The organism is Streptomyces sp. CB02056 (assembly GCF_001905545.1).
In the GTDB taxonomy this organism is placed as follows: domain Bacteria; phylum Actinomycetota; class Actinomycetes; order Streptomycetales; family Streptomycetaceae; genus Kitasatospora.
The window spans coordinates 17,120-32,408 of the sequence record NZ_LIPD01000009.1; the positions used below are offsets into that span (position 1 = coordinate 17,120).

The following is a 15,289-nucleotide window of genomic DNA, read 5'->3' on the forward strand; positions in this document are numbered from 1 at the left end:
TCAGCCGAAATCCGTGGTGGTGCTCCAGGGCCCGACGATTGGGATGGCCGCAAACGGCCTGTTTCGACCCGAACGTGACGCTCGCTCGGGGGCCGGGCCAGGCGGGCTCAGGAGGCGGTACGGGCGTACGCGGTCAGCCAGTTGAGGTCGCGGTGCCCGGCGCCGTAGCGCTGCCGCTCGTTGACGACGCGGACGTCGGCCCCGGTGAAGCCGGCCGCCTCCAGCAGGCCGCGGACCCGGTCGGCGGTCTGGTAGCGGAAGAAGCGGGCGGCGTCGGCGCTGAAGGACTCGACGAACTCCTCCTCGCCCTCGCCCTCCTTGAAGCTGACGAACAGCGCCCCGCCGGGCCGCAGTACCCGGTGGAACTCGGCCAGCGCGGCCGCCACGTGCTCGTCCCTGAGGTGCAGCAGCGTCGCCTGGGACCAGACGCCCGCGAAGGAGGCGTCGGGGAGGTCCAGCGCGCACACGTCCATGCGCCGGAAGTCCAGCCCGGGGTGGAGCTCCCGGGCCCGGGCGACGAAGGGCTCGCTCAGGTCGACGCCGGTCACCGCCACGCCCCTGGCCGCCAGCAGGGCCGTGTCGCGGCCGAAGGCGCACCCGGCGTCCAGGACCGGCCCGGCCGGATCGGGGAGCATCCCGGTGAAGAGGTCGAGCTCCTCGTCCGGGACCATGCCCTTGGTGGCGGACTCGTACTTGTCGGCGCTGTGCTCGTAGGCGGCGATGGTGCGTGAGAGGTAGTCAAGCATGCCTGAAACCTACCCTCGTGGGGGTCGGAGCGGGCCGGAAGGGGGGCGCCCCGGACGGGACGCCCCCCTTCCGGGGCCGGTCAGGACCGCGCGGCGAGCAGCGCGGCCAGCCCGTCCAGCCCCCGGTCGACGGTGGCCGGGTCGACCTGGCTGACGGAGAGCCGCAGTTGGTGCTCCCCGCCCGTCCCCGGGTAGAAGTGCGACATCGGTGTCCAGATCACCCCGTACTCCGAGGCGGAGCGCTCCAGCAGCGCGTCGTCCACCACGCACGGCACCGTGAGCACCAGGAAGAAGCCGCCGCGCGGCTCGTTCCAGGTCACCCCGCAGCCGGGCGGGAAGCGCCGGGCCAGGCCCTCCAGCACCAGCGCGAGGTTGCGCCGGTAGAGCGCGGCCACCTCGGTGTTGGCGGCCCGCAGGCTGTGGCCGTGCTCCAGCAGCGCGCCGCCGATCACGGCCTGGGCGATCGGCGAGGTGTTCACCGTGGTCATGCTCTTGATCATGCCGAGCAGGTCGGCGAACAGCCCGGTGCCGCCCTGCCCGTCCGCCACCAGCTGGTCCGCCACCACGTACCCGACCCGGGCGCCCGGCAGGGCCGTCTTGGCGAAGGAGCCGAGGTGGACCACCCGCCGGTCGGTGTCCAGCGCCTTGAGCGAGGGCAGCCGCTCCTCGCCGGCGAACACGCAGTACGGGTTGTCCTCCAGCAGCAGGAAGTCCTCCTCGGAGGCCAGCGCCAGCAGCTCCCGGCGCAGCTCCAGCGGCAGGCTGGCCCCGCTCGGGTTGGCCACGTCCGGCACCAGGTAGAGCGCCCGCGGGCGCAGCCCCTCGGCCCGGGCGGCGGCCAGTTGACGGCGCAGGTCGGCGAGGTCCACGCCGTCCGGGCCGTCGGCGACCGCCCGCACCGGCAGGTCGGCCAGCAGCGCCGCGCCGGTCAGCCCCACGTAGGTGGGGGAGACGGCCAGCACCAGGTCCTCGGGGCCGCGGCGCAGCGCCCGCAGCACCAGGAACATCGCCTCCTGGCAGCCCACCGTGACCACGATCGACTCGGCGGGCACCTCGATGCCCTCGTCGGTGGCGAGGTGGGTGGCGATCAGGTCGTGGATGATCCCCTTGGTCCGCCCGTACTGGAGCACCTGCCGGCGGGCCGCCTCCTCCGTCAGCCCGCGCTCGGTGCGCAGGTGGTCGAGGTAGCGGTCCAGGTGGCGGTGGACGGCGTCCAGCTCGAAGAACTGCTCGGCCGGGCGGCCGGCCGCGAAGGAGACCGCCTCCGGGTAGCGGATGGAGATCTCGTTGAGCAGGTTCATCGAGGTCATCGCCGGGTCGGCGAGGGAGGTGTGCAGGCCCGCGAGCAGCAGGTCGTGCGGTGCGGCGATGGTGGTCACGGGGTGCTCCAGACGGGGCAGGGCAGGGTGGTGGTGCGCAGTTCGGCGGCGGCCCGGGGGTCGGCGCAGCCCGCGAGGCCGAGCGCGTGCCGCAGCTCGGTGGCGAGCAGGTCGAGGACCTCGGTGCAGCCCGCCTCGCCGCCGGCCGCCAGGCCCCAGATCAGCGGGCGCCCGAGCAGGACCCCGGTGGCGCCGAGGGCCAGCGCGGTGAGCACGTCCGAGCCGCCGCGCACCCCGCTGTCCAGCAGTACCTGGCAGTCCTCGCCGGCCAGCGCCTCGGCGACCTCCGGCAGCATCGTCACGGCGGGCACGGCCCGGTCGAGCTGGCGGCCGCCGTGGTTGGAGACCACCACGGCCGCGGCGCCGATCCCGGCGGCCCGCCGGGCGTCGGCCGGGTCGAGCACGCCCTTGACCACCAGCGGCAGGTCGGTCTCGCCGCGCAGCCACTCGAGGTCGGCCCAGGTGACGCCGGGGGAGAGCAGCTCCGCGGTGTGCGCGGCCACCGCCGAGACGGCGGCGGTGGCCTCGTGCGCCCGCCCGGCGGCGCCGCCCTCCAGCAGCGCCGCGCGGACGTCCGACGGCAGGGCGAAGGCGTTCCTGGCGTCGCGCAGCCGGCGGCCCATGTACGGCACGTCGGCGGTGACCACCAGGGCCTCGCTGCCGGCCTCCTCGGCCGCCCTGACCAGGTCGAGCAGCCGGCCGCGGTCGCGCAGCCAGTACAGCTGGAACCAGAGCGTGGCGCCGGTCTTCGCGAGCTCCTCGAAGCCGACGCTGCTGAGCGTGCCGACGGTGAACGGCACGCCCGCGGCGGCCGCGGCGCGGGCCGAGGCCAGCTCGCCCTCGGGGTGGAACAGCCGGTGGTAGGCGACGGGTGCCACCGCCACCGGCAGGGCCGCCCGGCTGCGCACCAGGGTGGCGGCGGTGTCCCGGGTGCTGACGTCGGTCAGCACCCGGGGCACCAGGGCCACCCGGTCGAAGGCGGCCCGGTTGGCGGCGAGCGTCAACTCGCGCTCGGCACCGCCCTCCAGCCACTCCCAGACCTCGGGCGCGAGCACGGCCCGGGCCCGGTCGGCGTACTCCGCGACGGACAGCGCCGGGCGCCCGCCGGCCGGGCCGGTCGGTGGTTCGTTGCGGACGGACGCGCTCATCCGGCCACTTCGCTGGCGTTGCGCTGGAGCTCCACGGCCTCGTAGAGGGCGCGGATGTTGTTGCTGCCGAAGTTGCGGGCCCGGATGCGCTCGATCACCTCGAAGAAGAAGGTGTTCCGCGGGTGCTGGGAGCGGGTGAAGATCTGGAACAGCTGGCCGTCGTGGTCCTGGTCGACCAGCAGGTTCAGCTCGCGCAGCTGCTCGAAGGAGTGCCGCAGCGGCGTCAGGCGGCCGGGCAGCGCGTCGTAGTAGGTCTGCGGGGTGCGCAGGAACGGCACGCCGCGCTCGGCCATGGTGGAGACGGAGTGCACCGCGTCCTCGGCGGCGAAGGCGACGTGCTGCACCCCGGCGCCGCCGTGGCCGGCCAGGAAGGAGGCGATCTGGCCGCCCGCGTCCGCGGTGAGCGGCTCGATCAGGGTGAGGGTGACGCTGTGGTCGGCGCTCTGCACGACCGCCGAGTCCATGCCGAGCGCGCCGACCTCGACCCGCTCCTCGAAGATCGTCCGGAAGCCGAAGACCTCGCGGTAGCGGTGCTCGGTCTTGCGCAGCTCGCCGAACGGCACCAGGACGGCGAAGTGGTCGACGGTCCGCAGGCCGACCTGGCCCTCGCCGGTCAGCGGGGCCGGGTCGGGCAGGCCGGGGATGCGGCCGGCCGGGACCTCGGGGCCGCGCTCGATCAGGGTGTGCACCACCTCGCCGAAGGCGTCGACGACCGCGGTGACGCAGCCGTCCGCGGCCTTCGGCTCGCCCAGCGCGGCGGCGCCGCGGGCGGTCAGGGTGCGGTACGCGTCGGTGGCGTCCGGCACCCGCAGGCCGAGGGCGCCGACGCCGTCGCCGTGCCGGGCCAGGTAGCCGGTGGCCGGGTGGCCGGCGGCCAGCGGCTGGGTGAGCAGCAGTCGGATGGAGGCCTGGCCGACCAGCGCGGACAGGCAGCGCTCGGCGGCCTCGCCGCGCTCGGTCGGCGGGACGAGCAGCTCGAAGCCGTACTCCGTGGTCAGCCGGGTGGTCTCGGCGCCCAGGTCGGCCACGTAGAACTCGACGTGGTCCAGCTCGACGGGGATCGGGGTGACGGTGGGAGAGGAACGGTCGGTCATCAGAGGAGCTCTCTCGTGAGGAGGACGGGAGGTGCTGAGGGACGATCGGGTGGAGCGGGCGTACGGGTGCGGGTGCGCGGGATCAGGTGGACTGGAGGTCCTTGGCGTTCTCGGGCTCGGTCGGGCCGTTGCCCTCGCCCTCGCCGTCGCCCTCGTCGGTGTCCGCGTCCGCGTCCGGGCCCTCGGGCTCCGGCGGCTCGGTCGGGGCCTCCGGCTTGCCGATCAGGTGGGCGGACGCGAGCAGCGCGCCGACCACCATCACGCCGAGCACCACCCGGAAGTCCAGGGCGGCCACCAGGCCGGAGCCGACGCCGACGGCCAGCGCCTGCGGCGCGGTGAGCGAGAGGTTGACGGCCGCCTGGGCGCGCCCCATCAGCTGTGGCGGGGTGGAGGCCTGGGCGGCGGTGGCGAGGCCGACCATGGCGGCCGGGATGCCCGCGCCCGCGATCACCAGGCCGGCCGACACCACGTACAGCGACGGGGCGAGCAGCAGGACGGTCCCGAGGCCGAACACCGCCGAGCCCGCCATGACCGTCCGGCGCGGCCCGAGCCTGCCGATCAGCAGGCCGCCGACCACCGAGCCGGCCAGCGCGCCGACGGCCTCGGTGGTCTCCAGCACGCCGAGGAACTGCGGCGAGCGGTGCAGCCCGTGCTGGGTCAGCGCGAACAGCACCGGCTGCAGCAGGCTCAGCACGAAGCCGGAGGCGGCGGTGGCCGCGACCAGCGGCCGCAGTCCGACCGAACCGCGCAGGTGGACGAAGCCGGCCAGCACCTCGGTGCGCCACCGCAGGCCCGAGGGCTCCGGCTTGACCTCCTCCACCCGCAGGGTGAGGAAGCTCAGCGCGGCCAGCAGCAGCACGACGAGGTCGGCCACCGCCACCACGTGCCCGCCGAACCAGCCGTAGAGGCCCGAGCCGAGCAGCGGCGCCACCAGTGTGGTGCCGGCCCGGGCGCTCTGGGTCAACCCGGCCGCCGCGCCGAAGTCCTGACGCTCCGTCAGGATGCTGCGCAGCAGCGCGCTCTGCGCCGGGGCCAGGACGGCCCCGGCCAGACCGCAGACCGTGGCGGTGCAGTAGATGATCCAGACCGTGTCCCGGCCGTCGACCAGCAGCAGCGGCAGCAGCGAGAGGGCCACCGCCAGGTTGACCCCGACCAGCAGCGGCTTGCGCCGGACCCGGTCGGCGAGCAGGCCGCCGAGCGGGAGCAGCAGCAGGGGCGCGGAGAAGCAGAACAGCACCAGACCGGCGGCGGAGTTGCTGCCGGTCAGCACCTTGGCCCAGATGCCGAGGGCGATGGAGAGGGCGCTGTCACCGAGGACGGACAGGGTCTGCCCGGCCAGGTAGCGCCGGAACTCCGGGCGGACCAACAGCGGGTGCATGGCGGTTCCTTCGCTGCGCCGACGGCGCTTCGGGGTGTGCAGGGGTGTGCGGTGGTGCCGTGGTGCTCGGTGGTGCGGTGGTGCTGTGCGGTGGTGCGGTGCGGTGGTGCTGTGCTGTGCGGTGCGGTGGTGCAGGGGCGCCCGGGGTGCGCCCTGACGCACGCGGGGTGCTCAGGGCGCCGGGCGGTCGGCGCGTCGGCGGGTCGGGCGCCGGGCGCTCAGGGTGTGGCCGGGTGGGCCGGGGCGAGCGGGGCGACGGCGGCGAAGCCCTCGATCACCGCGTCGTTGGCGTCCTTCTCGCCGATGGCGACCCGGATGCCCTGGCCGGGGTAGTAGCGCACGGCCACGCCCAGGCGCTCCAGCTCCGCGCGCAGCGGGAGCTGGTCGCCGGGGGCGTCGACCCACAGGAAGTTGGTGACGCTGGGCGCCACCGTCCAGCCGAGGCGCAGCAGTTCGGCCTCGGTGCGTTCCCGCTCCGCGGCGATCTCGGCGATCCGGCGCGCCATCTCGTCCTCGGCGCCGACGGCGGCGAGCAGGCCCGCCTCCTGGAGCCGGTTCACCGCGTACGGCACCTGGTGGTCCCGTACCCGCTGGGCCACGGACTCCTCCGCCAGCGCGTAGCCGATCCGCAGCGCGGCGATGCCGTGCGACTTGGACAGGGTGCGCAGCACCACGAGGTTCGGCCACTCGGCGATCCGGGCCGGCACGTCCGGGGCCTGCCAGCCCAGGGCGAAGTCGACGTACGCCTCGTCGAGCAGGATCAGCGCGGTGGCCGGCACCCGGCGGAAGAACTCCGTCAGCTCGGCCCAGGAGTAGACCGTGCCGGTCGGGTTGTGCGGGTTGCACAGCACGACGATCCGGGTGCGCCCGTCCATCCGCTCGGCCATCGCCGCCAGGTCGTGCCGGGCGTCGGGGCCGAGCGGGACCGGCCGGGCCTCGGCCCGGGCGATCTCGCAGAACAGCGGGTACGCGTCGAAGCAGGGCGCCGAGTGGACCACGTTGTCGCCGGGCTCGACCACCGCGTGGAAGAGGTCCAGCGCCACGCCCGCCGAGCCGTGGCCGACCACGACCTGGCCGGCCGGGACGTCCTGCCAGTCGGCGACGATCCCGGCGATCCGCTCCGGACGGAAGTCCGGGTAGCGGTGCAGGTCGGCACTGGCCTCGGCCAGCGCCGCCAGCACCGACGGCAGCGGCGGGTACGGGTGCTCGTTCTGTGCCAGCAGGTACCTGGCGTCCGACGGGCCGGCCATCAGTCGGCCTGGAGGACGTAGAGCCAGGAGTGCGGGGTGGCCAGCGCCTCGACGCGGTCGATCCGCAGGCCGGCCTCGGTGAACAGCTCCTCGTAGGTGGCCTTGGTGTGCAGCGGGACGCCCATCATCGCGTGCGCCAGCTCGAAGCCCACCGAGAAGACCGGCTGGGCGCCGTCGGAGGTGCCCGGGTCGCGCAGCATGGTGTCGCCGAGGACGAAGGTGCGGGCCTTCGGGAAGGACTCCCGCATCCGGGTGAAGATCGAGGAGCGGGTGGCCGGGTCGGCCAGCAGGTCGTGCAGCAGGAAGAAGCTCATCACGGTGTCGACTTCGGCCACCTCGGCGGCCTCGGCGTCGTTGTCGATCTGGGTGCCGAGCAGGCCCAGCACGTCCGCGCGGACGGCGGTGACCCGGTCCTGCATGCCGGCCTCGACGATGTCGCGGCGGGCGATGTCGGTGGCCGGGCGGCTGATGTCGATGCCCAGGCCCCGGGAGCCCTCGCGCTGCGAGACCACCCGGCGCACCCGGGCGGAGGTGCCCGAGCCCAGGTCGGCGATGTGCCGGAAGTCGATGCCGCTCAGCACGTCGGTGAGCTGGGCGGCGAACAGCGACTGGTCGCACTGGGCGGAGCCGAGGGCGACCATCGCCTCGTCGCGGAAGACGTCCGTGTCGTAGCGGTGGGTGCCGGCGCTCAGGTGGCCGGCGCGGCCGAACACGTCGTGGTAGCCGCCGACGGCCCAGGTGAAGTAGCCGCGCGCGGCGGCGATCTCCAGGCCCGCCTCGGTGGGCAGGTAGGCGTCGCCGTCGGCCTTGAGGTAGCCGTAGTCGGCGGCGGCGCGCAGCACGGCCTCGGTCCGGGCGGTGTCGCCGGCCTGGGCGGTGGCCTCGGCGGCCGAGAGCGGCTCGCCGCGCCCGATCGACTCCAGCAGGCCGATCCGGTCCAGCGCGAAGATCACGTTGGCGGCGATGAAGCCGTTGTACGCGTCGGTCGAGGTGATCGGCGACGGGGTGATGCCACGCCAGGTGTCGGGGATGGCCGCAGTGGTCATGGTGGTGTCCGTTTCTCGGTGGGCGGACCGGGTGCGGTCCGCGTGGTGTGCGCAGGTCGGTCGCCTGCGGTCGGTAGGGGTCTGAAGTCGGTGTGTCAGGAGGTCAGGAGGTCAGGCGGGCGGCGAGCACCGGGCCGATGACGGCGAGCGCCTCGGTGCCCGTCATCGCGCCGTGGGTGCTCGGCACCTCGTGGACGTCGAGCCGGCCGCCCAGGTGCGGGCGCCAGCTCTCCGGGTCGGGGGCGTCGGCCGGCCGGTCCTTGGCGGCGGTGAAGAACACCGCGTCGCCGTCGTAGCCGGGCAGCGGGAGCGCGTGGGACAGCTCGGCGTTGGCCTGGAAGACCGAGACCACCCGGGCCACCCCGGCGCCGCTGAGGCCGGCCAGCGGGCCCTCGCCGTCGCGGACGAGCGCGGCGTAGCCGTCCTCGTCGGCGGGCCAGGCGGTGACCTCCCCGGCCGGGTGGCCGAGCGAGTCGAGGATCACCGCGAGCTGCGCCGGGTCGTCCCGCCACTGCTCGGGCCCCGGCTCGCCGGTGCCCGGGTAGGCGTCCAGCAGCGCCAGCAGCCGGACCTCCTCGCCCTGGCGGCGCAGCAGCGCGGCGATCGCGTGGGCGACGGCCCCGCCGAACGACCAGCCGAGCAGGGCGTACGGGCCCTCGGGGCGGACGGCGCGGATCTGCGCGAGGTAGGTCCGGGCCAGCTCCTCGACCGAGGCCGGGTGCGCGGCCGGGTCGGCCAGGCCGGGGGCCTGGAGGCCGTAGATCGGCTGCTCGGCGTCGAGGTGGCGCAGCAGGCCGGTGTAGACCCAGCTGATGCCGGCGGCCGGGTGGACGCAGAACAGCGGCGGGCGCGAGCCGCGGGTGCGGATCGGCAGCAGGACGGGGAAGCTCTCGGCGGCCGGGCCCCGGGTGAGCCGCTCGGCCAGCCGGGCCACGGTCGGCGCCTCGAACAGCGTGCGGACGCCGACCTGGTCGCCCTCGCCGACCAGGTCGCGCAGGCCCGCGACCAGCCGGCTGGCCAGCAGCGAGTGCCCGCCCAGTTCGAAGAAGTTGTCGTCCACGCCGACCTTCTCCAGCCCGAGCAGGTCGGCGAACAGGCCGCAGAGCAGCTCCTCCTGGGGCGTCGCGGGCGCCCGCCCGGAGCCGAGCCAGGTGGTGTCGGGGGCCGGCAGGGCCTTGCGGTCGACCTTGCCGTTGGCGGTCAGCGGCAGGGCGTCCAGGGCGACGACCGCCGAGGGCACCATGTAGTCCGGCAGGGACGCGCCGACGTGGGCCCGCAGTTCGGCCTGGTCGACCGTCCGCCCGGGGTGGGCGACGGCGTAGCCGACCAGCCGGCGGTCGCCCGGGCGGTCCTCCCGGACCAGCACGAACGCCTGGGCCAGGGCGGGGTGGCGGGCCAGCACGGCCTCGATCTCGCCGGGCTCGATCCGGAAACCGCGGATCTTCACCTGGTGGTCGGTGCGGCCCAGGTACTCCAGGGTGCCGTCGGCCTGGCGGCGGACCAGGTCGCCCGAGCGGTACATCCGGCTGCCGGGGGCGCCGTACGGGTCGGCGACGAAGCGCTCGGCGCTCTGGCCGGGCCGGTTGAGGTAGCCGCGGGCCAGGCCGGCGCCCGCGATGTACAGCTCGCCCTCGACCCCGGCCGGGACGGGCTGGAGCGCGGCGTCCAGGACGTAGAGCCGGGTGTCCAGCACGGGCCGGCCCATCGGCGGGGCGATCCGGCCGGCGAGCGGTTCGCTCATGCTGGCGCAGACGGTGGACTCGGTCGGGCCGTAGGCGTTGACCATCCGCAGCCGGGCCGACCAGTGCTCGACCAGGTCGGGCGGGCAGGCCTCGCCGGCCACCACCAGGGTGCCGCCCTCCGGCAGCGCGTCCGGGGCCAGGACGGCCAGCGCGGTCGGCGGCAGGGTCAGGTGGGTGACGCCCTGCTCGGCGATCAGCTCGGTCAGCGAGGGGCCGGGCAGCAGCTGGTCGGCGTCGCCGAGGACGGCCCGGGCGCCGGTGAGCAGCGCCATGCCCAGCTCCCAGACGGCCGCGTCGAAGGACGGCGAGGCGAACAGCAGCACCCGGCTGTCCGGGGTGACGGCCAGGCCCCGGCGCTGGCTCTCCACCATGGCGGCGAGGCCGGTGTGGGTGACCACCACGCCCTTGGGGCGGCCGGTGGAGCCCGAGGTGTAGATGACGTACGCGGCCGAGTGCGGGGTGATCGCGGTGCCGGTGAGGTCGTGCGCCGGGTGGCCGGAGGCGTCCAGGTCCTCGATCAGCAGCCGCGGGACGGTGCTGTCGGCGAGCAGGCCGTCGGCCAGCGCCCGGCTGGTGAGGACCAGCGCGGGCCGGGCGTCGTCCAGCATGTAGGCGATCCGGTCGGCCGGGTAGCGCGGGTCCAGCGGCTGGAAGACCGCGCCGGCCTTGAGCACGGCGAGCTGGGCGACGATCAGCTCGATCGAGCGCTCCAGGGCGATCGCGACGAACCGCTCGGGGCCCGCGCCGTGCTCGATCAGCAGCCGGGCGAAGCGGTTGGCGCGCTCGTTCAGCTCGCCGTAGGTGACCTGCTCGGCGCCGAAGGAGAGCGCGACGGCCTCCGGGCGGGCGGCGGCCCGGGCCTCGAAGAGCGCCGGGAAGGTGCCGAGCGGGAGGTCCTCCCGGGTGTCGTTCCAGCCGGTGAGCAGCTGCTCGCGCTCCTCGGGCGCCAGCACCTCGACCCGGCCCACCGCGAGGTCCGGGTCGGCCAGCACCGCGCGCAGGGCGCGCTCGAAGCGGGCGGCCGTCGCCTCGGCGGTGGACCGGTCGAACAGGTCGACGGCGTACTCCACCGTCAGGCCCAGCCCGGCGGGCGCGCCGGCCGCGTCGAAGCTCTCGCTGAAGGCGAAGGTCAGGTCGAACTTGGCGAGGTCGGAGTCCAGTTGCTCGACCCGGCCGGGCAGGCCGTCGAGGCCGATCTCCCCGGCGTCGCCGCCGGAGGTCAGCATCACCTGGCAGAGCGGGTGGCGGGCGGTCGAGCGCACCGGGTTGAGCAGCTCGACCAGCCGCTCGAAGGGCACGTCCTGGTGCTCGAAGGCGTCCAGGGTGGAGACCCGCACGCGCTCCACCAGCTCCCGGAAGCTCGGGTCGCCGGAGAGGTCGGTGCGCAGCACCAGGGTGTTGACGAAGAAGCCGACCAGGTCCTCCAGCGCCTCGTCGGTGCGGCCGGCCACCACGGTGCCGATCGGCAGGTCGGTGCCCGCGCCGATCCGGCCCAGGGTGGTGGCGAGCGCGGCCTGCATCACCATGAAGACGCTGGCCCGGCTCCGCTGCGCCAACTCGACCAGGGAGGCGTGGAGTCCGGCGTCCATCCGCAGCTCGACGGCGGCGCCGAGGCGGCTCGGGGCGGCGGTGCGGTGCCGGTCGAAGGGGAGCGTCAGCTCCTCCGGGAGGTCGGCCAGGGCGCGCTGCCAGTAGGCGAGTTGGTCGGTCAGCAGGGCGCTGGGCCGCTCGTCGGTGCCGAGCAGCTCGTGCTGCCAGAGGGTGTAGTCGGCGTACTGCACCGGCAGCGGCGCCCAGCCGGGGGCGGTGCCGGTGCGGCGGGCCCGGTACGCCTCGGCGAGGTCGCGCACCAGCGGGACCACGGACCAGCCGTCGGTGGCGATGTGGTGCATCAGCACCAGCAGGACGTGCTCCTGGTGCGGCAGCGACAGCAGGGTGGCGCGGACCGGCAGGTCGCGGGCGAGGTCGAAGACCTGCGACCCGGCCTCGGCGAGGGCCGCCGCGAGCTCCTCCTCGGAGGCCACCGAGGCGGTGTGCAGCGGGAGTTCGGGGTGCTCCAGGAGCAGCTGGTGCGGTTGCCCGTCGGTGGTCGGGTAGACGGTGCGGAGCACCTCGTGGCGCTCCAGCACGTCCGCCAGGGCCGACTGGAGGGCGGCGGCGTCGACCGGGCCGGTCAGCCGGAGGGCGCACGGGGTGTTGTAGAGGGCGCTCGGGCCCTCGAACTGGTCGATGAACCACAGGCGTTGCTGTGCGGGGGAGAGCGGGACGCGGTCGGGGCGCTCGGCCGGCCGCAGGGCCGGACGGGCGGCGCCCGGGGCGGGCAGCGCCTCGGCGAGCGCGGCCACGCTGGGGGCGTCGAACAGCGTGCGGACGGGCAGTTCGGTGCCGAGCGCGGTGCGGATGCGGCCGACCAGCTTGGTGGCGAGCAGCGAGTGGCCGCCCAGGTCGAAGAAGCTGTCGTCGATCCCGATCCGCTCCAACCCGAGGACGTCGGCGAAGAGTTCGCACAGGGCGCGCTCGGTGTCGGTGCGCGGGGCGCGGCCCTCGGCGCCGCCGGTCCAGTCCGGGGCGGGCAGGGCGCGGCGGTCCACCTTGCCGTTGGCCGTCACCGGGAGGGCGTCGAGGACGACCACGGCGGCCGGGAGCATGTAGCCGGGCAGGCTGTCGGCGACGGCGGCGCGCAGCTCGGCGGGAGTGCCGTCGCCGGTGGCGTACACCACCAGGCGCTTGTCGCCGGGCCGGTCCTCGCGGACCACGGCGAAGGCCTGGCCGACGCCCGGGAGGGCGGTGAACGCGCCCTCCACCTCGCCGAGTTCGATCCGGAAGCCGCGGATCTTGACCTGGTCGTCGGCCCGGCCGAGGAACTCCAGCACGCCGTCGGCGGTCCAGCGGACCAGGTCGCCGGTGCGGTACATCCGGGCGCCGGGCTCGCCGAACGGGCAGGCGACGAAGCGCTCGGAGGTCAGGCCGGGGCGGCCGACGTAGCCGCGGGCCAGGCCGGCCCCGGCGATGTACAGCTCGCCGGCCACACCGGCCGGGACGGGCTGGAGCGCGGTGTCCAGCACGTACAGCCCGGTGTTGTTCAGCGGGCGCCCGATCGGCACCACGGCGGGGACGGGCTCGCCCGGGGCCATGGTGAAGGTGGTCTTGATGGCGGTGGTCTCGGTGGGGGCGTACACCGCGACCACGGAGGTGTCCGGGCAGGCCCGGTGGAGCCGGCGGACGGACTCCGGCGGGACGACGTCGCCGCCGGTCCACACCTGGCGGACGTTGCGGAAGGCGGCCGGGTCCTCGTCGGCCATCAGCCGCAGCAGGCCGGACGGGGCCTGGACCAGGGTCACCTCGTGGGTGGTGATGGTCTCGGCGAGGCGGCGGATGTCCAGCTCGCCGGGCTCGGCGAGCACGATCGCCCCGCCGGTGACCAGCGGCGCCCAGATCTCGGTGGTGGAGGCGTCGAAGGCGGTGGGCGAGTGCAGCAGCACCCGCTCGTGGTGGCCGGCCCGGAAGTGCGGGTTGCCCAGCAGGTCCACCGCGTTGCGGTGGGTGACGGCGACGCCCTTGGGCACCCCGGTCGAGCCCGAGGTGTACATCACGTAGACGAGTTGGCCGGGCAGGACGGGCACGGCCGGGTCGCCCGCCGCGGGGGCCCCGGCGAGCAGCGCGTCGGTGACCTCGACGGTGGCGAAGCCCTCGGTGGCGAGCACCGGGTGGCCCTGGTGGGCGGGGTCGACGAGCAGCAGGGCGGTGCGGGTGTCGGCGAGGATGTGCTGGAGCCGGTCCAGCGGGTAGCGGTCGTCCAGCGGGACGTAGGTGCCGCCCGCCTTGGCGATCGCGAGGACGGCGGTGAGCAGCCCGGCGGAGCGCTCCATCAGCACCGCGACCGGCTGCTCGGTGGTCAGGCCGCGCTCCAGCAGCAGGGCGGCGAGCCGGTTGGCGCGGTCGTTCAGCTCCGCGTAGTCGAGCCGCTCGGTGCCGGAGACCAGGGCGAGGGCCCCGGGGGTGGCGGCGGCCTGGGCCTCGAACAGCCGGGGCAGGCTCTGCTCGGCGACCGGCGCGGCCGGCCCGTTCCAGCCGGTGAGCAGCTGCTCGCGCTCGGCCGGGGCGAGGATCTCGATGCCGCCGATCGGGGCGTCCGGGGCGGCCACGGCGGCGCGCAGGACGCGCACCAGCCGCTCGGCGAGGGAGACGGCGGTGGCGTGGTCGAAGAGGTCGGCCGCGTAGTCGACGGCGGCGCGCACGCCCAGGCAGGTGCCGTCGGCCGCGAGCCGCTCGACGAAGTTGAAGTTGAGGTCGAACTGGGCCTGCGCCTCGCCGACCTCGACCGGGGTGCCCGTCGCGGTGCCGAAGGCGAGGTCGCCGGCCTGCTCCGCGTTGAGCGTGACGACGGTCTGGAAGAGTGGGTGGCGGGCGGGGGTGCGGGTGGGGTTGAGGTGCTCGACCAGGCGCTCGAAGGGGATGTCCTGGTGGTCGTAGGCGTCCAGGTTCGCGCGCCGGACGCGGTCGAGCAGCTCGCGGAAGCTCGGGTCGCCGCTGGTGTCGGTGCGCAGCAGCAGGGTGTTGACGAAGAAGCCGACCAGGTCGTCCAGGGCCTCGTCGGTGCGGCCGGCCACGGGGGTGCCGAGCGGCAGGTCGGTGCCGGCGCCGAGGCGGGTGTAGAGGGTGGCGACCGCGGCCTGCAGCGCCATGAACAGGCTGGCGTGCCGGCCGGAGGCCAACTCGGTGAGCGCGCCGTGCAGTTCGGCGTCCAGCTCGAAGTCGGCGGCGCCGCCGCGGCGGCTCGGCCGGGCCGGGCGCGGCCGGTCGTAGGGGAGCGCCAGCTCCTCCGGAAGGTCGGACAACTCCTGGCGCCAGTGGGCGAGTTGCAGGGAGACGACGCTCTCCGGGTCGTCCTCCTCGCCGAGCAGCTCGCGCTGCCAGAGGGTGTAGTCGGCGTACTGCACCGGCAGCGGCTCCCATCGCGGCTCGGTGCCGGTGGTCCGGGCCCGGTACGCCTCGGCGAGGTCGCGGAAGAGCGGGGCGACCGACCAGCCGTCGCTGGCGATGTGGTGGGTGAGCAGCAGCAGGACGTGCTCGTCCGGCGCGGGCAGCGCGTACAGCCAGGCCCGCACGGGCAGGTCGGCGGCGAGGTCGAAGACCTGCCCGGCCGCCTCGTGCAGCAGCGCGGGCAGCTCGGCCTCGTCGGCCACCGGCACCCGGTGCAGGGTCGGGCGCCCCTCGGTGAGGATGTGCTGGTGGGGCTGGCCGTCGGTGGTGGGGAAGACGGTGCGCAGCACCTCGTGGCGGTCCACCACGTCCCCGAGCGCGCCTTCGAGGGCGGCGGCGTCGAGCCGGCCGGTCAGCCGGAGGGCGAACGGAGTGTTGTAGAGGGCGCTCGGGCCCTCGAACTGTTCGATGAACCAGAGCCGCTGCTGGGCGAACGACAACGGGATCAAGGTCTGCCTCCGACTGGCGACGTACGGCTGCTGTGGCTGGTGGGGCTGCGGTGCCCGGTGGTGCGGAGCGGTCG

7 protein-coding genes and 1 pseudogene are annotated in these 15,289 nt (G+C 75.1%); all 8 read right to left on the reverse strand.

The window, feature by feature from the left end; translation table 11 throughout:
- Nucleotides 1-107: 107 nt before the first annotated feature.
- A complete protein-coding gene (locus AMK13_RS24205) occupies nt 108-746 on the reverse strand; it encodes a class I SAM-dependent methyltransferase (RefSeq protein ID WP_074004067.1) in 639 nt (212 codons plus the stop codon).
- An 80-nt stretch (nt 747-826) separates the two neighbouring features.
- Complete coding sequence (locus AMK13_RS24210; protein WP_079272481.1) at nt 827-2,056, reverse strand: aminotransferase-like domain-containing protein; 1,230 nt, start codon at nt 2,054-2,056, stop codon at nt 827-829.
- Nucleotides 2,057-2,121: 65 nt separating this feature from the next.
- Nucleotides 2,122-3,273 carry an alpha-hydroxy acid oxidase gene (locus tag AMK13_RS24215; RefSeq protein ID WP_074004068.1) on the reverse strand — a complete coding sequence of 384 codons (1,152 nt, stop codon included), beginning with the start codon at nt 3,271-3,273 and terminating at the stop codon, nt 2,122-2,124.
- Complete coding sequence (hppD, locus tag AMK13_RS24220) at nt 3,270-4,367, reverse strand: 4-hydroxyphenylpyruvate dioxygenase (protein ID WP_049649755.1); 1,098 nt, start codon at nt 4,365-4,367, stop codon at nt 3,270-3,272. The genes AMK13_RS24215 and hppD overlap by 4 nt, the downstream gene beginning before the upstream one ends.
- Before the next feature lie 82 nt (nt 4,368-4,449).
- Nucleotides 4,450-5,745 (reverse strand): MFS transporter, encoded by a 1,296-nt coding sequence (locus tag AMK13_RS24225; protein ID WP_074004069.1) that lies wholly within the window; start codon nt 5,743-5,745, stop codon nt 4,450-4,452.
- Between the two features lie 218 nt (nt 5,746-5,963).
- Entirely contained in the window at nt 5,964-6,995 is a 1,032-nt protein-coding gene (locus tag AMK13_RS24230) for a pyridoxal phosphate-dependent aminotransferase (RefSeq protein ID WP_049649757.1), read from the reverse strand.
- Nucleotides 6,995-8,041 (reverse strand): class I SAM-dependent methyltransferase, encoded by a 1,047-nt coding sequence (locus AMK13_RS24235; RefSeq protein WP_049649758.1) that lies wholly within the window; start codon nt 8,039-8,041, stop codon nt 6,995-6,997. The genes AMK13_RS24230 and AMK13_RS24235 overlap by 1 nt, the downstream gene beginning before the upstream one ends.
- 103 nt (nt 8,042-8,144) lie before the next feature.
- Nucleotides 8,145-15,215: pseudogene (locus AMK13_RS24240) on the reverse strand (amino acid adenylation domain-containing protein); the annotation flags it as partial.
- Nucleotides 15,216-15,289 lie beyond the last annotated feature (74 nt).

Excerpts from the sequence above, each read along its gene's own strand:
- AMK13_RS24230 (WP_049649757.1), bottom strand. The coding sequence starts at position 6,995 with ATGGCCGGCCCGTCGGACGCCAGGTACCTGCTGGCACAGAACGAGCAC.
- AMK13_RS24205 (WP_074004067.1), bottom strand. The coding sequence starts at position 746 with ATGCTTGACTACCTCTCACGCACCATCGCCGCCTACGAGCACAGCGCC.
- hppD (WP_049649755.1), bottom strand. The coding sequence starts at position 4,367 with ATGACCGACCGTTCCTCTCCCACCGTCACCCCGATCCCCGTCGAGCTG.
- AMK13_RS24215 (WP_074004068.1), bottom strand. The coding sequence starts at position 3,273 with ATGAGCGCGTCCGTCCGCAACGAACCACCGACCGGCCCGGCCGGCGGG.
- AMK13_RS24235 (WP_049649758.1), bottom strand. The coding sequence starts at position 8,041 with ATGACCACTGCGGCCATCCCCGACACCTGGCGTGGCATCACCCCGTCG.
- AMK13_RS24225 (WP_074004069.1), bottom strand. The coding sequence starts at position 5,745 with ATGCACCCGCTGTTGGTCCGCCCGGAGTTCCGGCGCTACCTGGCCGGG.
- AMK13_RS24210 (WP_079272481.1), bottom strand. The coding sequence starts at position 2,056 with ATGACCTCGATGAACCTGCTCAACGAGATCTCCATCCGCTACCCGGAG.